This is a genomic window from Streptomyces durocortorensis (assembly GCF_016901035.1).
GTDB lineage: Bacteria > Actinomycetota > Actinomycetes > Streptomycetales > Streptomycetaceae > Streptomyces > Streptomyces durocortorensis.
Map to the genome: position 1 here is coordinate 8033 of NZ_JAFEUF010000036.1, position 21305 is coordinate 29337.

22 protein-coding genes and 1 pseudogene are annotated in these 21305 nt (G+C 72.7%); 11 read left to right on the forward strand and 12 right to left on the reverse strand.

Annotated features, from left to right (window positions below; all coding sequences use genetic code 11):
- Positions 1–109: 109 nt before the first annotated feature.
- Positions 110–1264 (reverse strand): annotated as a pseudogene (gene rsgA, locus JS521_RS10235) (ribosome small subunit-dependent GTPase A); the annotation flags it as partial.
- A 360-nt stretch (positions 1265–1624) separates the two neighbouring features.
- On the opposite strand from rsgA, the gene JS521_RS10240 reads away from it, so the two are divergent.
- Entirely contained in the window at positions 1625–2125 is a 501-nt protein-coding gene (locus JS521_RS10240) for a DUF5949 family protein (RefSeq protein ID WP_205082404.1), read from the forward strand.
- A 150-nt stretch (positions 2126–2275) separates the two neighbouring features.
- On the opposite strand, the gene JS521_RS10245 is transcribed toward JS521_RS10240, so the two are convergent.
- From JS521_RS10245 to JS521_RS10270, 6 genes are all read right to left on the reverse strand, one after another.
- A complete protein-coding gene (locus JS521_RS10245) occupies positions 2276–2683 on the reverse strand; it encodes a rodlin (protein WP_030804119.1) in 408 nt (135 codons plus the stop codon).
- Positions 2684–2801: 118 nt separating this feature from the next.
- Positions 2802–3020 (reverse strand): hypothetical protein, encoded by a 219-nt coding sequence (locus JS521_RS10250; protein ID WP_205082405.1) that lies wholly within the window; start codon positions 3018–3020, stop codon positions 2802–2804.
- A 188-nt stretch (positions 3021–3208) separates the two neighbouring features.
- Positions 3209–3619 (reverse strand): rodlin, encoded by a 411-nt coding sequence (locus JS521_RS10255; RefSeq protein ID WP_205082406.1) that lies wholly within the window; start codon positions 3617–3619, stop codon positions 3209–3211.
- Positions 3620–3686: 67 nt separating this feature from the next.
- Complete coding sequence (locus JS521_RS10260) at positions 3687–3977, reverse strand: hypothetical protein (RefSeq protein WP_205082432.1); 291 nt, start codon at positions 3975–3977, stop codon at positions 3687–3689.
- A 260-nt stretch (positions 3978–4237) separates the two neighbouring features.
- Positions 4238–4471: a chaplin gene (locus tag JS521_RS10265; protein WP_205082407.1), complete on the reverse strand. Its 234-nt coding sequence runs from the start codon at positions 4469–4471 to the stop codon at positions 4238–4240.
- 249 nt (positions 4472–4720) lie between these two features.
- Complete coding sequence (locus JS521_RS10270; RefSeq protein WP_205082408.1) at positions 4721–5122, reverse strand: rodlin; 402 nt, start codon at positions 5120–5122, stop codon at positions 4721–4723.
- A gap of 556 nt (positions 5123–5678) precedes the next feature.
- Here JS521_RS10270 and JS521_RS10275 point away from each other — a divergent pair.
- On the forward strand, positions 5679–6386 hold the full coding sequence (locus JS521_RS10275; protein ID WP_205082409.1) for a chaplin: 708 nt from the start codon (positions 5679–5681) through the stop codon (positions 6384–6386).
- Positions 6387–6502: 116 nt separating this feature from the next.
- Positions 6503–7750, forward strand: a complete 1248-nt coding sequence (locus JS521_RS10280; RefSeq protein ID WP_205082410.1) for an FAD-dependent monooxygenase — start codon at positions 6503–6505, stop codon at positions 7748–7750.
- Positions 7751–7772: 22 nt separating this feature from the next.
- Here the strand turns inward: JS521_RS10280 and JS521_RS10285 are convergent, their stop codons facing one another.
- Both JS521_RS10285 and JS521_RS10290 read right to left on the reverse strand, forming a co-directional pair.
- A complete protein-coding gene (locus JS521_RS10285; protein WP_205082411.1) occupies positions 7773–8993 on the reverse strand; it encodes an acetyl-CoA C-acetyltransferase in 1221 nt (406 codons plus the stop codon).
- Positions 8994–9104: 111 nt separating this feature from the next.
- Positions 9105–10010, reverse strand: a complete 906-nt coding sequence (locus JS521_RS10290) for a LysR family transcriptional regulator (protein ID WP_205082412.1) — start codon at positions 10008–10010, stop codon at positions 9105–9107.
- A gap of 111 nt (positions 10011–10121) precedes the next feature.
- Between JS521_RS10290 and JS521_RS10295 the strand changes: the two genes are divergently transcribed.
- The 4 genes from JS521_RS10295 to JS521_RS10310 all read left to right on the forward strand — a co-directional run bounded on the left by JS521_RS10295 (position 10122) and on the right by JS521_RS10310 (position 13995).
- Complete coding sequence (locus tag JS521_RS10295) at positions 10122–11075, forward strand: CoA transferase subunit A (RefSeq protein WP_205082413.1); 954 nt, start codon at positions 10122–10124, stop codon at positions 11073–11075.
- Between the two features lie 28 nt (positions 11076–11103).
- On the forward strand, positions 11104–11889 hold the full coding sequence (locus JS521_RS10300; protein WP_205082414.1) for a CoA-transferase subunit beta: 786 nt from the start codon (positions 11104–11106) through the stop codon (positions 11887–11889).
- Between the two features lie 77 nt (positions 11890–11966).
- Positions 11967–13523 carry a 3-hydroxyacyl-CoA dehydrogenase gene (locus tag JS521_RS10305; RefSeq protein WP_205082415.1) on the forward strand — a complete coding sequence of 519 codons (1557 nt, stop codon included), beginning with the start codon at positions 11967–11969 and terminating at the stop codon, positions 13521–13523.
- A gap of 67 nt (positions 13524–13590) precedes the next feature.
- Positions 13591–13995 carry a VOC family protein gene (locus tag JS521_RS10310; protein WP_205082416.1) on the forward strand — a complete coding sequence of 135 codons (405 nt, stop codon included), beginning with the start codon at positions 13591–13593 and terminating at the stop codon, positions 13993–13995.
- Here JS521_RS10310 and JS521_RS10315 read toward each other — a convergent pair.
- Together JS521_RS10315 and JS521_RS10320 are read right to left on the reverse strand one after the other, a co-directional pair.
- Positions 13926–14693: a DUF6597 domain-containing transcriptional factor gene (locus JS521_RS10315; RefSeq protein WP_205082417.1), complete on the reverse strand. Its 768-nt coding sequence runs from the start codon at positions 14691–14693 to the stop codon at positions 13926–13928. The genes JS521_RS10310 and JS521_RS10315 overlap by 70 nt on opposite strands.
- A 111-nt stretch (positions 14694–14804) precedes the next feature.
- Complete coding sequence (locus tag JS521_RS10320) at positions 14805–16022, reverse strand: YihY/virulence factor BrkB family protein (RefSeq protein WP_372448570.1); 1218 nt, start codon at positions 16020–16022, stop codon at positions 14805–14807.
- A 17-nt stretch (positions 16023–16039) separates the two neighbouring features.
- On the opposite strand from JS521_RS10320, the gene JS521_RS10325 reads away from it, so the two are divergent.
- Entirely contained in the window at positions 16040–17677 is a 1638-nt protein-coding gene (locus JS521_RS10325) for an acyl-CoA dehydrogenase family protein (protein ID WP_205082418.1), read from the forward strand.
- Between the two features lie 99 nt (positions 17678–17776).
- Here JS521_RS10325 and JS521_RS10330 read toward each other — a convergent pair whose 3' ends face one another.
- Positions 17777–18337 (reverse strand): DoxX family protein, encoded by a 561-nt coding sequence (locus tag JS521_RS10330; RefSeq protein ID WP_205082419.1) that lies wholly within the window; start codon positions 18335–18337, stop codon positions 17777–17779.
- Between the two features lie 169 nt (positions 18338–18506).
- On the opposite strand from JS521_RS10330, the gene JS521_RS10335 reads away from it, so the two are divergent.
- From JS521_RS10335 to JS521_RS10345, 3 genes are all read left to right on the forward strand, one after another.
- The gene (locus JS521_RS10335) at positions 18507–18905 is read left to right on the forward strand and encodes a DUF4267 domain-containing protein (RefSeq protein ID WP_307847829.1); all 399 of its coding nucleotides are present in this window, start codon (positions 18507–18509) and stop codon (positions 18903–18905) included.
- Between the two features lie 368 nt (positions 18906–19273).
- Positions 19274–20569 (forward strand): helix-turn-helix domain-containing protein, encoded by a 1296-nt coding sequence (locus tag JS521_RS10340; RefSeq protein WP_239487055.1) that lies wholly within the window; start codon positions 19274–19276, stop codon positions 20567–20569.
- A gap of 48 nt (positions 20570–20617) precedes the next feature.
- Positions 20618–21214, forward strand: a complete 597-nt coding sequence (locus JS521_RS10345) for a GNAT family N-acetyltransferase (protein ID WP_205082420.1) — start codon at positions 20618–20620, stop codon at positions 21212–21214.
- The last annotated feature ends 91 nt before the right edge of the window (positions 21215–21305 follow it).

The window sequence follows — 21305 nt, forward strand, 5'->3', positions numbered from 1 at the left end:
CCCCGCCGGGGGGGGCCGCGGCGCCGCCGCCCGCGCCCCTGCCGTCCCTCGCCCTCGGCGGCGGGCCCGCCCCCCCCCCCGCGCCCCCGGCCCCCCCCCCCCCCCCCCCCCGGCCGCGCTTGGCCTGCATGGCCGCGCGCCCCTCCGCGCCCTTGCGCTTCCAGTCCCGCAGGATCTCGGCGCGTACCCGGGCGTCGGTCTTGGCTACGATCCGCTGGTTCTCGCGGATCAGCTTGCGGTAGCTCTCCAGCCGCCGCTCGGGCAGGGTTCCGTCCTCCAGGGCCCCGAGGACGGCGCACCCCGGCTCCGCCTCGTGGGCGCAGTCGTGGAACCGGCACTCCTCGGCCAGAGCCTCGATCTCGGAGAAGACCTCGCCGACCCCGGCCCCGGCGTCGTAGAGGCCGACGCCGCGCAGCCCGGGGGTGTCGATGAGGACGCCTCCCTGCGGCAGCAGCAGGAGGTTGCGGGTCGTGGTGGTGTGCCGGCCCTTGCCGTCGACGTCACGGGCCGCCTGTACGTCCATCACGTCCTGGCCGAGCAGGGTGTTGGCCAGGGTGGACTTGCCCGCTCCGGAGATGCCGAGCAGCACGCTCGTGCCGCCGGAGACGACGGCCCCGAAGATGTCGAGCCCCTCGCCGGTGGTGGAGCTGACGGGCAGCACCTGGACGCCGGGCGCGATGGCCTCGATGTCCTGGACGAGGTGGGACAGGGTGACCGCGTCGGGCACCAGGTCGGCCTTGGTCAGGACCACGATCGGCTGGGGCCGGTGCTCCCCGCCGTGGCCGTCGCCCAGCAGCGCGGCCCCCTCGGAGCTGGACAGGGCGAGCGCGAGGAACCGCTCGACCCGCCCGAGGTCCAGTTCGACGGCGAGCGAGACGCAGATGGCGATGTGGTCGATGTTGGTGGCGAGCACCTGGCCCTCGGACCGCTGCGAGGAGGTGGAGCGGACGAAGGCGGTCCGGCGCGGCAGCAGCGTACGGACGAAGCGCGGGTCACCGTCGGCGTCGAGCGCCACCCAGTCGCCGGTGCAGACGATCCGCATCGGGTCACGGGGCACCACGAAGGCGGTGTCGGCGCGGACCGCGCCGTCGGCAGTGATCACGTCGCACTGACCACGGTCCACCCGCACGACCCGACCTGGCACGAGACCTTGCTCGTCGTACGGGGAGAAAGCGGCCGCCCAGTCGTCGTCCCAGCCGTACGGAGTCAGCGGGTGCGAGGAAGAGACAGCGGAGGAAGACAGGGAAGAAAACGAGAAAGACAAGGGAAACCCTTCACAGGGTGGCCCCGGCGCGCGCGCTCGGCGCGGAAAGAAGAGAAGGGGGTCAGCCGGTGGCCACGGGGATGAGGACGATGCTCTTCCGGTTGTGGGCAGTGCCCATCGCAACGACAGTCATCAATGTCCTCACCTCCTGATTCCCTCTGGTTCCCGGTTCCCGGAACTGGCTTCCGGCGGAACGGTGATCACCCTAGCCCTCACCCCGGGAACACCGTCAACCGATTTATCGCGGACCACGGTCGAGGGACGTTCGAACAGGCTCATTCGCGTGGGATGGCCGCAATCTCCCTCGATCGGGTGATACGCATGCATAGGCCCCGGTCCGAGGCCGTTAGGGTGCCGAGCATGACCACACCCCAGGCCTCCACCGGCATGTTCACCCCGGCCCAGTTGGGCACCCAGATCCTGATCGGCTGGAGCGGCCGGCAGCCCGACGCGGACCAGGACACCGCCTATCTCCTCGCGTACTCGCTGGGCGACGGGCAGGACGGTCCGTTGGTCGGCCGCGAGGCCATGCGCGCCGCGCTGGAGCGTGCGGGCCTCCATGTCGGCGGCTCGATCCAGGACGCCGCCGAGAGCCCGGGCATCCAGGCGAAGCTTCTCGTCCAGGCGGGCCAGGCCGTCCTGACCCTGCCTCACCTCAGCGCGCAGTACCCGGCCCCCGCGGAGTGGCTGGCCGCGGCCCAGGCGCAGGGCCAGGTGTACGGGATGTTCGCCACGACCCCGTGGCCGGAGGCCGTTCCCGGACAGCCGGTCAGCGAGGACCAGTTGCGTGCCTTCGCCGCCGACGAGGAAGTCGTCCGCGCCGCCGCCCACTGCCTGCTCCCGGTCCGCTCCCTGGGCTGAGGCACTCCGCCGCCCCGCACATGACGAGGCCCACCACCCCCCGTGGAGTGGTGGGCCTCGTCATGTGCCCGATGCCGGGCCGAGCGAGAACGGGCGGCCCGAGGAGTGACCCTCGGACCGCCCGCGCTCACACCAACAGGCTGGGCTACGTCAGTTGTTGCCGACGCCGTTGCCCGAGAGGACCGGGATGTCGTCCAGGATGTGCGACAGCGGCTCGTCGCCCTTGGCCTGGGTGGAGTTGTCGGCGCACTGCTGGTTCTGCGGGTTGGACAGGACGTTGACGTCCTGGACCGCGACCGGCACGAGGCCGACGAGCGAGCCGACGTTGGCCTTGAGGGGCAGGCCGACGCAGAGCTTGTTCAGGGTGCCCTGAACGAGCTGGTTCTGCGGGCTCCAGTCACCCTCGGTCTCGGCGTTGCCGATCTCCGACTCGGCACCGTTGCCGTTGAGCGTGGTGGTGCCGCCGTCGTTGCCGATCGCCATGGCCGTGGGAGCCGCGACTGCGGACAGACCGAGCAGGGACACGGCCACTGCAGCGCCGGCCATCATCTTCTTCATCAACTTCACCTTTCGGAGCGTCCCGTTGTGGAACGTACTGATCAACTGCCGTTGCCCCTGATCGGTTGCGCAGTACCACTCAAATGGGTTCGTTCCGGCGCAAGGTCGACGCTTCTCGTCAATTCCCGGGCGTCTCAGGCCCGGGAACCTGCTCCGAGGTGCGGGCCGCGGGCACGAAACCCCCGCGACGGGGCGCGGGGCCCGGCTGCGGTTCGGCGAGGGGGTGGTCGCCTCCGGCCGCCTGCCACTCGGCGACGAGCCGGTCGTAGATCGGTGTGCCGCTCGGCGCGGGCCACCGCTCGGCGCTCTGCGGGGTCTGACTGTCGTACGGATCCATACCGAGGCCCTACCCGGCCCGGGAGGGGCCGCCAGCCGGGGTTACGGCATCCGGCCCAAGCGGTTGACCCGACCGGAGGCGGCGGCACACGGCGAGGGGGGGGTCCATCCGGTCCGGCGAGGAACGGTCGCCGTACGGATGGACTGGCCCCGGGCGGGTCAGCGGGGGCTGACCGGAGCTACTCGGTCTCAGTTGTTGCCGGCGCCGTTGCCGGAGAGGACCGGGATGTCGTTCAGCAGGTGCGACAGGGCCTCGTCACCCTTGGCCTGGGTGGAGTTCTCGGTGCACTGCTGGTTCTGCGGGGAGGACAGGACGTTGATGTCCTGGACCGAGATCGGCACGACGCCGAGCAGCGAGCCGACGTTCGCCTTGGCCGGGAGGGCGATGCAGGGCTTGTTCAGCGAGCCCTGGATGAGCGCGAACTGCGGGCTCCAGTCGCCGTGGGTCTCGGAGTTGCCGTACGCCTGCGAGGCCCCGTTGCCGTTGACCGTCGTGGTGCCGCCGTCGTTGGCGATGGCCATGGCGGACGGGGCGGCCGCGGCGGAGACGCCGACGATGGAGACGGCGACGGCCGCCGAGGACATGAACTTCTTGAACATGGAAATGCCCTTCTGGAAAGTGGTGCTGTCAGGCGGGGAAGCCAGGGAATTGGTCGTGTCGCGGCGGTCAGCCGCCGAGGGGAACACCGCCGAGCAGCGGAGCGGCGCCCTCGACCGCACCGGTTGCCTGGCCCGCCAGCTTGCCGACCGTGCCGTCCTCCGCGAGCGTCTCGGTGGTCTCGGCGGCCGTGTCCACCACCGGGTCCACTACCTGCGGGGCACTGGCCATGACCTGGTTGAGGCCGCTGTCGAGGCTGAAGTTGGGGGCCGTGGGCGTAGTAACGGCGAAGGCGGGGGCGGCCGTTCCGAGGGCAGCCACGGAACCGACAACGAGGGCGGCGGTCTTCGCGTACTTCACTTTTCTGGTTCCCTTCTGCGCGGCGTCTGCTTCGGTCACGTTTCCGTGCCGCACACAAGCTCTCTTTACCTGTGACTTCTGCCGCTTTCTCCCTGATCAACGATCAAGCCGCTTCTGGGAAACTGCGGGGCGAGAATTTTCTCCGGCACCGCCCACGCATTCTCCGCGGCAGGGACGGCAGGGAAACCAAAAGGCCCCGGACGGCATGTACCGTCCGGGGCCAACCGATTGCGGGCCGAAGAGGCCCTGCCGACCGGAGGTTACTTGTTGATGCAGGTGTTGCCGAACGCCGGGTTCAGCGCACCGATCACGTTGACGGTGTTACCGCAGAGGTTGACCGGAATGTGGATCGGGACCTGCAGGACGTTGCCGGACAGAACGCCCGGGGAACCTGCGGCAATGGCCTCGGCACCCGAGTCGGCCATGGCCGGCGCGGCGACGCCCATCGCCAGGAACGTACCGGCGGCGACGGCGGCAACCTTGGTGAACTTCACTTTTCTTCCCTTTCCTCGGCGGAGTCCGGTGCGGTCACGACTGTCGTGCCCCACCCGAGTCGGTACTGAATCGCTCACGACTCCTGCGCTGTCCTACGTAACGATGAACACCCGGAATCGGAACTGTTCATCGGGCGGATTCACGGATATCCGCCCGAATGCCGCAGTCACTCCCCGGGAGAAACAACGGGCCCGAGCCGCTCGGTGGAGGAACTCCGAGGGCTCGGGCCCGAGCAGGGCGGCCGCGGGTCAGTTGTTGCCGACGCCGTTGCCGGAGAGGATCGGGATGTCCTCCAGGATGTGCGACAGGGCCTCGTCACCCTTGGCCTGGGTGGAGTTCTCGGTGCACTGCTGGTTCTGCGGGGAGGACAGGACGTTGATGTCCTGGACCGCGACCGGCACGAGACCGATGAGCGAGCCGACGTTCGCCTTGGCCGGGAGGGCGATGCAGGGCTTGTTCAGCGAGCCCTGGACGAGCCCGAACTGCGGACTCCAGTCGCCGTGGGTCTCGGAGTTGCCGTACGACTGCGAAGCACCGTTGCCGTTGACCGAGGTCGTGCCGCCGTCGTTGGCGATGGCCATGGCCTGCGTCGCGCCGAGACCGAGGATGGAGGCGGCGACAGCGCCCGTAGCCAGAACCTTCTTGATCACGATTAACCCTTCTCGTACCGGTCGCCCCGTGGCGGAGCCCCCTGGTCAACTCGCCACGCGAGGTTAGGTTCCGCCCATTCACCCGAATGCCGGACACGAGGGGGACTCCCCCTGCCCTTCTCGCTTCTCCTCGCACCCGGCCGTCTGTTCGTGAAGGAATTGCACACACCCTTCCGGGACCTTCGCCCGAACGGGTGGGCGAGCACCGATCTCGCCGACGCCGCGAGACATCGACGGCGGAAGCCCGCTCCCGGTCAACACCGTCAAAAAAAAGCCCAGTTGAGGGCGAATCGTTTTTCTTGCTCTCCGAACAGGGATGTGCGGGATGCCGAGACACCACCCGTTCGGGTGATTACATAATTTCCACGCAACTCCAAGTTTCCCGCATGTGTCTGAGTCGTTATGGCAGTCGTCCAGCGCGCACGTCTTCACCCATTTTCACCATGGCTTCCCGCGGGATCCGGCTGTGCAGCCGCTCCACCCGATGGCTGCCCGACTATCCGCGCGCGAAGCACCCACGCGATGTCCTCGCGAATGTCCTAAGGAAGGGCAAGTAATGCGACAGGTCTTGAACAAGAGCTTGATCGTCATGGCGGCCGCATCGGGCCTCCTGGCGGCGGTGGGCGGCACCGCGCACGCCGACGCGTCGGCCGAGGGGGCGGCCGTCGGTTCGCCGGGGGTCGGTTCGGGCAACGCCGTGCAGGCACCGGTGCACATCCCGGTCAATGTGTGCGGCAACACCGTCAATGTGATCGCCCTGCTGAACCCGGCCTTCGGCAACAAGTGCGTGAACGCCGACGGCCCGAAGCACAACCACCCGCCGGGCAAGCCCCCGGTCGACGAGCCGCCCGTCGACGAGCCGCCCGTCGACGAGCCGCCGGTCGATGAGCCGCCGGTCGATGAGCCGCCGGTGGACGAGCCGCCCGTGGACGAGCCCCCGGTCGACGAGCCGCCCGTGGACGAACCGCCGGTGGACGAGCCGCCCGTCGATGAGCCGCCCGTGGACGAGCCCCCGGTCGACGAACCGCCGGTGGACCAGCCGCCGACCGACGAGCCCCCCGTGGACCAGCCGCCGACCGACACGCCCGGTACCGACACCCCCGGCTCGGACACGCCCGGATCCGGCACGCCCGGGGGCAACACCCCGGACGCGCACCTGGCCGACACCGGTGCCGCCGACCTGGGCCTGGCCGCCGGCGCGAGCGCCGCGCTGCTGCTCGGCGGTGCGGTGCTGATGCGCCGCACCCGTAACGCGCGGGACTGATAGAGCTCCCGCGGGAGAACGAGGTCCGGCCGGACAGCGGGGACTGTCCGGCCGGACCTTCTGTGTGTACGGGACGTGTACGGGACCTGCACGGGACGACGGGAAGGGCCGGGGACATGGCGGCAGCGTTGCGCATCGGAGTGATCGGCGGCAGCATCGCGGGGTGCGCGGCGGCCGTCGCGGGCTCGCGGGCCGGGGCCGACGTCACCGTGTACGAGCGGAGCGGCGCCGAACTCCAGGACCGGGGGTTCGGCATCGTGATCCCGCCGCCGCTGCACGCGGAGCTGGTCGGGTCCGGGTATCTGGACGCGGCCATGCCGACCGCTCCGGTGGGGACGCGGGTCTGGCTGACGCGGGAGCCGGGCGGCCGGTCCGCGCGGGAACTGGCCCGGCAGCACTCCCCCGTGACGCCGTGCAACTGGGGCCTGTTGTGGCGGTCGTTGCGTGCGAGCGCCGGGGCCGTGCGCTATCTGCGGGGGCAGCCGGTGGCCTCGGTCCGGCTCGGAGATTCAGGCCGGGCGGTGGTCACCTCCGCGCGGGGCGAGAAACCGTACGACCTGGTCGTGGGCGCCGACGGTCACGCCTCGGCCACCCGGCAGCTGCTCGCGCCGGGCCTCCGGCCGGAGCCCGCCCCGTACGTGGTCTGGCGCGGCGCGATCCCGCTCGGCGCGCCGGCCGGGCACCCCCGGGAGCTGGAGCTCCTGCGTGGCGCGTGGGTGACCCTGGGGTTTCCCGGCGGGCACGGCATCTTCTACCTGATCCCCGGTGGCCCGCAGGACGGCGACGGCAGCGCCGGGGCGGGCAACCGGCTGCTCGCGTACGCCATTTACAGCCGACCGCCCGAGGGCGCCGACCCCGGACCGTACGTGCGGGAGCTGGCGGCGGCGCACTTCCCGGCGGCCTGGGCGGACATCGTCGCGCGGAGCGGGCGACGGGCGACGGCATGCCACCCGGTCGCCGATGTGCAGGCTCCCCGGGTCGCCCGCCCGCCGCTGCTGCTGGCCGGGGACGCGGCCGGGGTGACCAGGCCGCACACCGCCACCGGCGCGGTCAAGGCGCTGCAGGACGCCCTGTGCCTGGAGCGGGTCCTCCGGGAGGGGCCGGATCTCACCGCGGCGCTGGAGCGGTACGCGGACGAACGCACAGCGGCGGGAGCCCGGTTGGTGGAGCTGGGCCGCCGGATGGGACGCGCCCTGGTCGAGGAGGTCCCCGACTGGCCGGCGATGGGGCAGGACGAGGTGGACGTCTGGTTCCGCGGCGTGCTGGACGGGACGTGGCACTACCTCTACGAGGGGCCCGGGGAGGCTCCCGAACCGGCCGCCGCGACCACGTCGGCGGGCCCCGAGGCGACCGTCGCCCGGTGAGGCGGATCCGCGTGAACGGCCCTCAGTGCGCGATGCGTTCGAAGATCGCGGCGAGTCCCTGACCGCCGCCGATGCACATCGTCTCCAGTCCGTACCGGGCCTCGCGGCGGTGGAGTTCGCGGGTGAGGGTGGCGAGGATGCGGGCCCCGGTGGCACCGACCGGATGGCCCAGCGAGATGCCCGAGCCGTTGACGTTGATCCGCTGCTCGTGGTCCTTCTCGCCGAGGCCCAACTCCCGTGTGCAGGCGAGTACCTGGGCGGCGAACGCCTCGTTCAGCTCGATCAGGTCGAGGTCGGCGAGGGTGAGGCCCGCCCGGCCGAGGGCGGTGCGGGTGGCGGCGACGGGGGCGATGCCCATCGTCGCGGCGGGCACCCCGGCACGGGCGAAGGAGACGAGGCGGACGAGCGGGGTGAGGCCGAGGCGTTCGGCGGTCTCGGCGCTGGTGACCAGGCAGGCGGCGGCAGCGTCGTTCTGGCCGCTGGCGTTTCCCGCGGTGACGGTGGCGTCCGGGTCGGACTTCGCCATCACGGGTCGGAGAGAGGCGAGTTGCTCGGCCGTCGTGTCGGGGCGGGGGTGTTCGTCGGCGGTGACCGTCGTTTCGCCCTTGCGGGTGCGTACGGTCACGGGGACGGTCTCCGCGTCGTAGCGGCCCTCGGCGACGGCGTGCGCGGCGCGCTGCTGGGAGCGGAGCGCCAGGGCGTCCTGGTCGGCGCGGCTGATGCCGTACTCCCGGCGCAGGTTCTCCGCCGTCTCGATCATGCCGCCGGGGACCGGGTGGTTGATTCCGCCCGCCGTGACGCGGCCCCGGGCGAGGGCGTCGTGCAGGTGGAGGCCGGGGCCCTTGATGCCCCAGCGGCCGTCGTGGGTGTAGTAGGGGGCGGCGCTCATCACGTCGACGCCACCGGCGATGACGACGTCGCTGAAGCCGGCCCGGATCTGCATCGCCGCGTCCAGTACCGCCTGGAGCCCGGAGCCGCAGCGGCGGTCGATCTGGGAGCCGGTGACCGAGGTGGGCAGTCCGGCGTCCAGGGCGGCGACCCGGCCGATGGCGGGGGCCTCGCTGGTCGGGTAGGCGTGGCCGAGGATCACCTCGTCGACCCGGGCGGGGTCGACGCCGGTGCGGGCGACGATCTCCTCGATGACGCGTGCGGCCAGCGCGGCCGGGGTCTGCTGGGCGAAGGCCCCGCCGAACCGGCCGATGGGGGTGCGCAGGGGTTCGCAGATGACGACGTCGAGCGGCACGGAGGGGCCTTTCCTGGAGCGGTGGCGGTACGCGCGGGTCCAGTGACCTTCGCACCGCGCCACTGAGTCGGTCCAATATCGAATATGCACCGGGTCGAGAGGCTGTGCGTCTCAATCGCGGGTACGCACGGGCGTCGGCAGTGCTTCCTCCGCCACGGCGAGCACCGCGCGCAGGGCGGCGGAGGGGTTGTCCGCGCGCCAGGCGAGAGCGGCGCGGAGGCGGATGGGAGGACCGGCGAGGGGCCGGTAGACCAGGCCGTTCTGCTGGATGTGCTGGACGGAGGTGACCGTGAGGGTGACGCCGACCCCGGCGGCGACCAGGGCGAGGATCGTGTACGAGTCGGGGGCCTCCTGGACGACGCGCGGGGTGAACCCGGCGCTCTCGCAGGCCTCGGTCATGGCGTCGCGGACGGTGGAGCCGGAGTTGGCGGGGAAGGAGACGAACGGTTCGCCGGCGAGTACGGCGAGCGGCACGGCATCCCGCCGGGCGAGCGGGTGGTCGGAGGGCAGGGCGCAGACCAGCTCCTCCTCGTCGATCACCCGGTGGGCGACGCCGGGCCGGGTCACCGGCAGCCGGACGAAGCCGAGGTCGAGCGAGCCGTCCGCGACCCGGGCGAGGGCGGTGTTGGCGTACGTCTGGCCGGTCATGACGAGTTCGAGGCCGGGGTGGGCGGCGCGCACGGCACGGGTGAGCCGGGGCAGCGTCTCGTGGCTGGAGGCCCCGGCGAAGCCGATGGTGACCCGGCCCGACTCGCCGATCCCCGCCGATCTGGCCGCCCGGACGGCGGTGTCCAGGTCGTCGAGGACGGTGCGTACGGGTTCGAGGAAGGTCTCCCCCGCGCTGGTCAGCCGGACCGAGCGGGTGTTGCGGTGGAAGAGCTGGACGCCGAGCTCCTTCTCCAGCTGGCGGATCTGCTGGCTCAGCGGTGGCTGGGCCATCTGGAGCCGCTTGGCGGCCCGGCCGAAGTGAAGTTCCTCGGCCACCGCGAGGAAGGCGTTGAGATGGCGTAGTTCCATGAGGACGTCTCCCCCGCGTCATTGATATGCCCTGCGTCTCGATCCGACCTTAATTCGGTATTGGACAGCCATCAATGGGCGCTGACACCGTGAGGCCCTGGCATGCGGACGATGAGGAGAACCGTGGACCGGACGGCCGGCAAGGTCATGTCGATGAGGGAGGCCGTCGCCGCCTTCGTCCACGACGGGGACACCGTGAGCCTGGAGGGGTTCACCCATCTCATCCCGACCGCCGCCGGGCACGAGATCATCCGGCAGGGGCGCCGGGATCTCACGGTCGTCCGGATGACGGCGGACATCGTGGTGGACCAGATGCTGGCAGCGGGCTGCGTGGCGCGGCTGGTGTCGTCCTTCGTGGGCAACTCGTCGGCCGGTTCGCTCGGCGAGCTGCGGCGGCGCGTCGAGCGGGCCGATCCCGAGCCGCTGGTGTTCGAGGAGTACAGCCACTACGGGATGGTGTGCCGGTATCTGGCCGGTGCGCAGCGGCTGCCGTTCTACCCGCTGCGCAGTTACGCGGGGAGTGACCTGCCGGCCGTCAACCCCGGTATCCGTAAGGTCACTTCGCCCTACCCCGCCGCCGACGGCTCCACCGAGCAGATCTACGTCGTGCCGCCCGTCCAACCGGACGTGACGATCATCCACGCCCAGCGCGCCGACCACCGGGGCAACACCCAGATCTGGGGGCTGACGGGCGTCCAGGCCGAGGCGGTGTACGCGGCGGAGAAGGCGGTCGTGGTGGTGGAGGAGCTGGTGGCGGACGCGGTGATCCGTGCGGACCCGAACCGTACCCTCGTCCCCGCCCACGCGGTCGACGCGGTGGTGGTCTGCCCGCGTGGGGCGCACCCGTCGTTCGCACAGGGGTACTACGACCGGGACAACGCCTTCTACCGCGCCTGGTCGGCGATCAGCAAGGATCCGGAGCGGCTGCGGGGATGGCTGGAGGAGTGGGTGTACGGGACCGTCGACCACGCGGAGTACGCGGCGAAGCTGGGCGAGGAGTTCTGGGCGGGGCTCGCGGTCGGCGAGGCGCTGAGCGAGCCGGTGAACTACGGGAGGCGGCTGTGAGCGAGCCCTTGCACGAAGGGAGGCGGCTGTGAGCGGGCAGCGTGCGGGGGGTACGGGGCCTGTCACCTCGTCGGAGCTGCTCTCCGTCGTCGCCGCGCGCGAACTGGCGTGCCGGCGAACCGTGTTCGCGGGGATCGGACTGCCCACGCTCGCCGCCGAACTGGCGCGGCTGACCGTCGCCCCGGGCATCGAAGTGGTGTACGAGTCCGGGGTTTGCGGGGCGCACCCCTCCCAGCTGCCGGAGACCATCGCGGACGCCGTCCTGATCACCGGGGCCGAGGCGGTGGTGTCCATGCCCACCCTGTTCGGCTCGGTGCTCCAGGGCGGGCATATCGACGTCGGCTTCCTGGGGGCCGCGCAGATCGACCGGTGGGGCAACCTCAACACCTCGGTGATCGGGGAGTGGGAGCGCCCGTCGGTGCGGCTGCCGGGTTCCGGGGGCGCGGTGGAGGTGATGGCGAACGCCCGGGAGGTCTTCGTCGTGATGCGCCGCCACACCCCGCGCTCCTTCGCGGACGTGCTCGACTTCTGCACGACGCCCGGGCCCGACCGGGCGCTCGCGGACGGCATCCGCCCGCTCGGCGTCGGCGTCACCCGGGTCATCACCGAGCTGGGCGTCCTCGCCCGTGACGGTGTCGGGGACGAGCTGCGGCTGGTCGCCGTGCACCCCGGGGTCACCGTCGAGCAGGTCCGGGCGGCGACCGGCTGGAAGCTGAAGGCCACCGACCGGGTCACGACGACGGACCCGCCCGCCCCTGCGGAGCTGCGGCTCCTGCGCGACGATGTCGACCCGAACCGTGTCTACCTCCGCTGACCCCATCTCTCACCACGACCGTCCATGACCGTTCATCACCGTTCATCACCGTCTTCGCCGGAAGGGCCCCAACTGCCATGCGTATCAGGATCGTCGGAGCCGGGGCCATGGGCCGTGGCATCGCCCAGTGGGCCGCGAGCGCGGGACACACCGTGGAGCTGGGTGACGTACGGGCCGACGCGGTGAAGGACGCCGTGGAGTTCGTGGCCTCGATGCTGGAGAGGGCGGTCGTCAAGGGCCGGATGTCCGCCGACGAGCGGGACGCGGCGGTGGCCCGGCTGGTGCCGCTCGCCGAACCGTGGGCGGCCGGGCCGGACGTGGAGCTGGTCATCGAGGCCGTACGGGAGGACCTGGAGACCAAGGCCGAGGTGTTCGGGAGGCTGGAGGAGGCGCTGCCCGGCTCCGCCGTCTTCGCGACCAACACCTCCTCCCTGTCGGTCACCCGGATCGCGGCGACCCTCCAGGACCCCTCGCGCCTGGCCGGGCTGCACTTCTTCAACCCGGTGCCGCTGATGCGGATCGTGGAGGTGGTGCCGGGCGCGGCGACCCGTCCGGAGATCCCGGCACTCCTCACCGAGCTGGTGGAGGGGTGCGGGCACCGGGCGGTGACCGTGGCCGACACGCCCGGATTCCTGGTGAACCACGCGGGGCGCGGGCTGGTGACGGAGGCGCTCGCGCTGCTGGAGGAGTCGGTCGCGGAGCCGGCGGAGATCGACCGGATCGCGCGGGACGTGCTGGGGCTGCGGATGGGCCCGTTCGAGCTGATGGACCTGACCGGGCTCGATGTGACGGCCGCGGTGATCGACTCGATCTGGGCGGGCTTCCGGTACGAGGACCGGCTGCGCCCGTCCTTCCTGACCCCGAACCGGGTGGTGGCGGGGCTGCACGGGCGTAAGACGGGCCGGGGCTGGTACGCGTACGGGGACGGGGACGGGTCATCCGGCCCCGCGCCGGAGAGCCCGGTCGGCGGGGACAGGGAGCGCCCGGTTTTCCTGGCCTCGGCCGGGCGGGCGGAGGTCGCGGCCTACGAGGAGGCGCTGACCGGGGCGCTGGAGGCGGCGGGGGTCCGCGTGGAGCGGGGCGACGGGCCGTCGGACGGGGCCGTGGTGCTGGTGCCGGTGTGGGGGACGTCGGTGGCGGGGGCGATCGCGGAGGACGGGCTGCCCCGGGAGCGTACGTTCGGCGTGGAGGCGCTGCCTCCGGCGGGGCGGCGGCGGGTTCTCGCGGTGACGGCCGCCTCCGATCCGGCGGCCGCCCGGGACGCGCGTGCGGTACTGGCGCGGGGAGGCGAGGGCGGGGAGCCGTACGCGGTGTCGGTGGTGCGGGACACGGCGGGGTCGGTCGCGCAGCGGCTGCTGTCCTCCGTCGTCGCGGTCGGCTGCTCGATCGCGGAGCGCTCGCTCGCGGCGCCCGCCGACATCGATCTGGCGGTGACCACGGGCCTCGGCTACCCGGCCGGGCCGCTGGCGTGGGGCGAGCGGATCGGGGCCGTACGGATGCTGGCGCTCCAGCGGGCGCTGCACGCGTCGACCGGCGATCCGCGTCACCGGCCGACCCGGTGGGTCACCGAGCGGGCGGCCCTGGGTCTTGCGCTGACCGATCCGGGGACCTCGCCGGCGGACTGCCTGGGGTGAGTCCCCGGGGGGCCGGGTGACCGATTCGTACAAGACGGCGGCGGGGCCGGGTGCCTACGGTCGGGGCATGACTCCACGACTCGACGCCATCAGCATCATCACCTCCGACCTCGCGGCCTCGCTCGCCTTCTACCGGCGGCTCGGCCTCGACATCCCGGACGGGGCGGAGTCCGCGCCCCATGTCGAGGTGGCCCTGCCGGGCGGGCAGCGGCTGCTGTGGGACACGGAGGAGGTCATCGCCTCGTTCGACCCGGACTGGGAGCGCCCGGCGGGCGGCGGTGAGCGGGTCGCCCTGGCCTTCGTCTGCGACGGCCCGCGGGAGGTGGACGCGCTGTACGCGGAGCTGGTCGACGCCGGGTACAGCGGGCAGCTGAAGCCGTGGGACGCGGAGTGGGGGCAGCGCTACGCGGTGGTCCTGGACCCGGACGGCTGCGGGGTGTCGCTGTTCGCGGCCCTGCCCGCCGCGAAGTAGGCCCCGAGGGTCGTGCCGGCCAGGTCGCGCATCTCCCGGGAGAGGTGCGCCTGGTCGGTGCAGCCCGCCGCGCAGGCCGCCTCGGCGTACGGGAGGCCGGTGCGGACGAGGGCCAGGGCCCGCTGGAGGCGGAGGATCCTCGCCAGTGTCTTGGGGCCGTAGCCGAAGGCGGCCAGGGAGCGGCGGTGCAGCTGGCGGGCCCCGAGGCCGACCTCGGCGGCCGTCGACGCGACGGACCTGCCGCGCCGCAGACCGTCGGCGACGGCCGCTGTGACCGGGTCCGGCGGGCCGGTGTCGGCGGCCCGGCCGAGCGCGAAGTCCTCCAGGGCGGTGGCGGGGTCGGCGGCCCGGTCGATCCGCCCGGTGAGCGCCGCGACGGCGGTACGGGGCCAGAGCGCGGCCAGGTCGACCCGGTGGTCGCGCAGCTCGTGCGCCGGTACGCCGAGGAGTACGGGGGCGGTGCCGGGTCCGAACCGGATCGCGGCGCAGGAACCCCGGTTGCGCGGGTCGACCTCGAAGGCGTGGGTGTCGGGCCCGGCGACGACCAGGCGGCCGGCGGTCCAGATCAGGTCCATGCAGCCGTCGGGCAGGACTGACCGGGCGGGCGGTCGCGGGCCGGACGGGACGTCCAGGGTCCAGACGACGGCCCCGTCCAGCCGGGACGGGCGTTCCTGGTACCGCTGGTGCTGCCGGGGCATGGTTTCCACGCTAGCGCGGTCGGCGGTCGGCGGGCTCAGCCGTCAGCGGTCTCGGCGGTCGGCGCACTCAGCGGTCTCGGCCGTCAGCCGTCAGCCGTCAGCCGTCAGCCGTCAGCGGGGAGACGGTCCCTCCGGCGACGAGGAGCCCTTCGGCTCCTTCACGTCCTTGGGCTCCTTGGCTTCCTTCGCGTCCCTGGGCTCCTTCTCCCAGGTCGCGTGCAGCCGGGACTTCACGTCGTCGGGCGGCAGGAAGCGGGACCAGCGCTCGGGGAACTCGGAGGGCATGTACGCGGGGCCGTCGTCCTCGTCATCGTCGTCGTCCGTGCCGTCGTAGGCGGCCGAGCGGGTACGGGCGACGAACTCGGCGGCCTGGGCGGCCCGGACGCGTTCGGTGGCCTCGCGGGCGGCGGCCGTGGCGAGGGAGGGCCACACCCGGTCGATGGCCGCGTTGACCGCGGCGCCGACCAGGACCGCGAAGGCGGAGATGCCGATCCACAGCAGCACGGCGATCGGCGCCGCCAAGGAGCCGTAGATGGTCGGGCCCTCGACCGTGCTGGTCAGGTAGATCCGGAGCAGGAAGCTGCCGAGGACCCACATGCCGAGCGCCACCAGCGCCCCGGGAACGTCCTCGATCCAGGGCGAACGGACGGGCACGGACACGTGGTAGAGCGTCGTGAGGAACGCGATGGTCAGCAGTATGACGAGCGGCCAGTACAGGACGGCTATGACCTCGGTGCCCCAGGGCACGAACTCGACCACCCGGTCCGGGCCGACGACCAGCAGCGGCAGCACCACCGCGCCGAGCAGCAGGGCGACGACGTACAGCAGGAAGGCCAGCAGCCGGGTCTTGACGATGCCGCGGTGGCCGTCCAGGCCGTACATGACGGTGATGGTGTCGATGAAGACGTTCACCGCGCGGGAGCCGGACCACAGGGCGATGGCGAAGCCGAGGGAGATGACGTCGGGGCGGGCCCCGGTCGTGACGTCGGCGAGCAGCGGTTTGGCGAAGTCGTTGACCCCGCGCTCGGACAGCACCGTCTGGGAGGCGGAGAGGATGTTGCGCTCGATGGAGGCGACGGTGGTGGTGGTCGTCCACTCGTCGACGTAACCGAGCAGTCCGATCATGCCGAGCAGCAGCGGGGGCAGCGAGAGCAGGGTGAAGAACGCCGCCTCGGCCGCGAGGCCCAGAATGCGGTACTCGATGCACGAGTTGACGGTGTCCTTGAGCAAGTGCCACGCCATGCGCCGTTTGGAGACATTGCGGTAGAGCACTCGCGCCCGGTGGAGCCGGCCCGGGGGCCGCTCGGGTGTTTCCTTTGCTGCCTGCACCTCCTTACCGTATCGGCATGGCAGCCACCACCCACACCGTGACCAATCAGGTTCCGCCGCTGGTCGGCCTTGACGTCTTCGCCGCCGACCGGGTCCTGTCCGAGGCCGTCGAGCGGCACATCGAGCCCGCGGTCCTGCCCGTGGCGCTGGTGGAGCTCGGGGAGCTCGGCCGGGCCGCCGGCTCCACCCAGGCACAGGAGTGGGGCGCGCAGGCGAACGCGCACCCGCCCGTTCTGCGGACGCATGACCGTTACGGTCATCGCGTCGACGAGGTGGAGTTCCATCCTTCCTGGCACCGGCTGCTGGGCCATGCCGTATCCGCCGGGCTGACGGACGCCTGGGGCCGCCCGGCCGGTCATGTCCGGCGCGCGGCGGGGTTCCTGGTCTGGTCGCAGGCCGAGGCGGGGCACGGCTGCCCGCTGTCGATGACGCATGCCGCGGTGCCCGCGCTGCGGACCGATCCGGCGCTGGCCGCCGAGTGGGAGCCGCTGCTGACCTCGCACACGTACGTGGAGGGGCTGCGGCCCCCGGGCGAGAAGGCAGGCGTGCTCTTCGGGATGGGGATGACCGAGAAGCAGGGCGGCACCGACGTGCGGTCGAACACGACCCGGGCCGAGCCGCTGGCGGGCGAGGGCGAGTACCTGCTCACCGGGCACAAGTGGTTCTGCTCGGCGCCGATGTCGGACGGTTTCCTGGTGCTGGCGCAGGCCCCGGGCGGGCTGAGCTGCTTCCTGGTGCCGCGCGTGCTCCCGGACGGCGCCCGGAACGTGTTCGCGATCCAGCGGCTGAAGGACAAGCTGGGCAACCGGTCCAACGCGTCCGCCGAGGTCGAGTTCGACGGGACCTGGGCCCGCCGGGTCGGCGAGGAGGGGCGCGGGGTGCGCACCATCATCGAGATGGTGGCGGCCACCCGCCTCGACTGCGTGGTGGGTTCGGCGGCGCTGATGCGGCAGGCGGTGGCGCAGGCGGTCCACCACAGCACGTATCGCAGCGCGTTCGGCGGGGTGCTGATCGACAAGCCGCTGATGCGCAACGTCCTGGCGGATCTGGCGCTGGAGTCGGAGGCGGCGACGGTGCTGGCGATGCGGCTGGCGGCGGCGTACGACGCGGACACCGAGGAGGAGCGGGCCTTCCTGCGGCTGGCGCTGCCCGCCGCGAAGTTCTGGGTCACCAAGCGCTGTACCGCCGTGGTGGGCGAGGCGCTGGAGTGCCTGGGCGGCAACGGGTACGTGGAGGAGTCGGGCATGCCCCGGCTGCTGCGCGAGGCGCCGCTCAACTCGATCTGGGAGGGCTCGGGCAATGTGCAGGCGCTCGACATGCTGCGGGCGCTGCAACGGGAGCCGGGGGCGCTGGACGCGTTCCTGCGGGAGGTCGGGCAGGCGCGCGGGGCGGATCACCGGCTGGACGCGGCGATCAAGGGGTTGCTGACGGAGCTGGCCGATCTGGACGGCATCGAGGCGCGGGCGCGGCGGCTGGTGGAGCGGTTCGCGCTGGTGCTCCAGGGGTCGCTGCTGGTGCGGTGGGCTCCGCCGGAGGTGGCCGACGCGTTCTGCGCGTCGCGGCTCGGCGGGGACGGGGGTGCGGTGTTCGGGACGCTGCCGCACAGCCTGGATCTGGCCTCGGTGGTGGCACGGGCCCGGCCGGTCGCCTCGTAGGCCCTCACCTGCGGGCAGGGGCCCTCCCGGACTCGACTCCGGGAGGGCCCCTGCTGTGCGATCTGCGACCGGCCGGGCTTTTTCTCGCCCGCGCCGCGTTCAGGAGAGGCGCTTGCGGGCGGCCTCGACGGAGTGCGCGACGCTGTCCGCGGTCGCGCCTGCCGCGTTCCCGACCTGGTGGGAGACGGCATGGGCACGGTGGCTGACCGCGTCGGACGCGTGGGCCGCCGTCCGACGGGTCCGGTAGGCGAGCGAGGGCTTGCCGTGGGTGTCGGCAGCGGCGATCAGCAGCCCGCCGAACAGGGACAGGTCGGTGAGGAGGTCCGCGCGCCGCGCCCCGGGATCGTCGCCCGGCCCACGGCCGCCGGCCGTGAGGGCGGAGGACACCAGGGTCACCGCGAGGGCGGCGGACGCCAGCCGTGGCGCGCGCCCCAGGGCGAGCAGGACTCCCGCGCCGAGCTGCACCGCGCCCTGGAGGCGTACGAGCTGCTCGGGATCCTCGGGCAGGAACGGCACCCGCGAGGCGAGTGCGGGAGCCCCGCGCTCGCTCCGGGAGTCCTCCGGAAGGTCGGGGAGGGCGGGGTCGCGGACCGCCGCGATCCCGTCACGGATGAATTTCGCGGCCAGCAGGGGCCGGGCGACTCTGCGCAGAACAGCCATGTCCGTCCGTTGCCCCGTCCGGCACGGGCCACACCCCTTTCAGAAAGGAGCAACGCTCCGGGGCGGCGGCTGATCGGCGGTACGCGATGTGTCGGACCGGAGGGGTACGGGAACCCGGGTTCCGTCGAGTCGGCAGAGAGTCGAATCGGCGGAGAGTGAGGAGGACACCGTGGGAGCTTGGCCAGTGCGATGGGCGGGCGCGGCGACCGCCGCCTATGGAGTGGGGGTGCTGGTGCGCCCGGCGCTGATGGCCCGCCCGTGCGGTCTGGACGAGGAGGACGGGTCCGTACCGCCGGCGACCGCGCTGCTGATCCGCGTCGTGGGCGCCCGGGACGCCGCGATCGGGCTCGCCATGCTGGTCGCGAGGGAGGGCTCCGCACTGCGGGCGGCGACCGCGTGCCGGGTCGCGGCCGACCTCTGCGACGCGGCGCTCTTCGGTACGCAGCTCCCCGATCCGGCGGCACGCCGGAAGGCCGCCGCAGTCGCGGGAGGCTGGGGAGCGCTGTGCGCGGCGGCGGGTCTGGCGTCGGAGAGCGTACGGAGGTGCGGCGGGGGCAGCCGGACGTAGCGGGCGCCGGCGTGCCCGCGGGGCCGGCATTCCGGATGCGGTCGGGCAACGCCCCTGGATCCCGGCGTGCCCGCGGGCACGGGGCCGGCTTTCCGTCCCGGCCTGCCGTCGCCGGCGACCGGGCGGCGGGGGAAGCGAAGGAGGGTGGTGCTGCGCCGACACGGCACCACCCTCCATGCTTGTGCGACACCGGGCGACCGGGACGGGCCCGGCGCACAGTGTTCCTGCCACTCTCGTACAGACCCGCGGGCCATCGCCAGAGTTGCAAAGGGTTGCAACCATTGTGTGGACTGCACGGCGGCCCGGCCGGGTGAACGGCAGGATGGGCGGGCCGGGGGGCCGGGAAGCGTTCGGGGGGAACGGGGACCATGACGGACACAGGTGCGGTGGGGATGGTGCGGGTGACCGGTCAGGGGGCGGGCCGCCGGGCGAGCCGGTTGCTCCACGGGGCCCGGGAGGCGCGGCTGACGGGGGCGCCGTCCGCTGTCGTGCCCCGGGCGGAGATCGACGCCTCCTGGGACCGGGTCATGCGCAGCGGCATCGACCCCGACCAGTCGCCGGAGAGCGAGCTGCTGGAGGCGGACGAGATCGAGCACCGCCGCCGCAGTACGGCGCTCGGCGAACTGATGCCGTTACTGCGGGCGGGACTGGCCTCGATCGCGGACGCCGCGCAGCAGATCATGGTGGTGACCGACACCGAGGGCCGGGTGCTGTGGCGGCAGGGCAACACGGGGGTGCTGCGCCGGGCCCACGACATCTGCCTGGAGGAGGGGGCGGCCTGGGCCGAGGCGGCGACCGGGACGAACGCGATCGGGACGGCGCTGGCCGCCCGGATCCCCGTCCAGGTCCACTCGGCCGAGCACTTCATCCGGGCGCTGCACAGCTGGACCTGCGCGGCGGCCCCGGTGCGCGATCCGCGCGACGGGCGGCTGATCGGGATCGTCGACATCAGCGGGCCCGCGTCCACCTTCCATCCGGCGACGCTGGCCCTGGTCGACTCGGTGGCCCGGCTCGCCGAGGGCGAGATCCGCATCCGCCATCTGGCGGAGATCGAGCGGCTGCGCGCGGTGGCCGCGCCGATCCTGTGCCGGATCGGCGGGCGGGCGCTGGCGGTGGACGTGCACGGGCGGCTGGCGGCGGTGACCGGGATGCCGCCGGTGGACCGGCTGCCGCTGCCGAAGTCCCTGCGGCCGGGTCCGGTGTGGCTGCCCTCGCTCGGCATGTGCCGGGTCGAGCCGCTGCCGGGCGGCTGGCTGGTGCAGGTGGACGAGGGCGGGGCGCCGGGGGCGCCGCGCCGGGTGGTGCTGGACCTGAGCCGGCCACGGGCGCTCGCGGTGCATCTGACCGGGCCGCTGGGCAGCGTGAAGCAGCGGCTCTCGCCGCGCCACGCGGAGCTGCTGTACGCGCTGGCGGTGCACCGGCAGGGACGGACGGCCTCGGAGCTGGCGCGGGACATCTTCGGGGACGCGACCCGGACGGTGACGGTCCGGGCCGAGATCTCCCGGCTGCGGCGTCGTCTGGCGGAGGTCCTGGCCCACCGCCCGTACCGCTTCGGGGACGGGGTGGAGGTGGAGGTGATCCACCCGGAGCACGGGGCGGATCTGCTGCCGCACTCCCTGGCGCCGGTGGTGACGGAGGCCCGCGGGGCGGCGCGGGCCACCTGAGCGGGGTCGCCGTGCGCCGATAGGCGGCTCCATGGTTTTCTGGCCGTCATGAGCGACAACCCGCAGCCCGCAGCGCCGACCACCGAGGTGACCGTCTGGTCGCTGGAGCAGACCTCGCCCGCCGATCTCCGTCCGGCCGTCGAGCCGGAGGGCGATATCCGCGTCGTCCGGTCCGAGGTGGTGCTGCCGGAGTTCAGCCGGTTCCTCTACTCCGCCGTGGGCGGCGACATCCACTGGACCGACCGGCTGGGCCTGACGTACGCCCAGTGGGAGGAGGCCCTGCGGCGGCCCGGGGCGGAGACCTGGGTGGCGTACGCGAACGGGACGCCGGCCGGGTACGTCGAGCTGGACCCGCAGGACGACGGCGTGGTCGAGATCATGTACTTCGGGCTGATCCCGGCGTTCCGGGGGCGGCGGATCGGCGGCCATCTGCTCAGTCACGGGGTGGCGCGCGCCTGGGACCTGGCGGAGCGCTGGCCGGAGCGGCCGGAGACGAAGCGCGTGTGGCTGCACACCTGCTCGAAGGACGGCCCCCACGCGATGGACAACTACCTGCGGCGCGGCTTCCGGCTCTTCGACACGAAGATCGAGGTGGAGCCGGACGTGGCGACGCCGGGCCCGTGGCCCGGGGCGTACACCTCCTGACGATCGGCCTCCTGACCACCGGCCTCCTGACCACCGAACTCCTGACCATCGGGTGTTTTGTCGCCAATGCCCGTGCCGCACTCCGTGACCG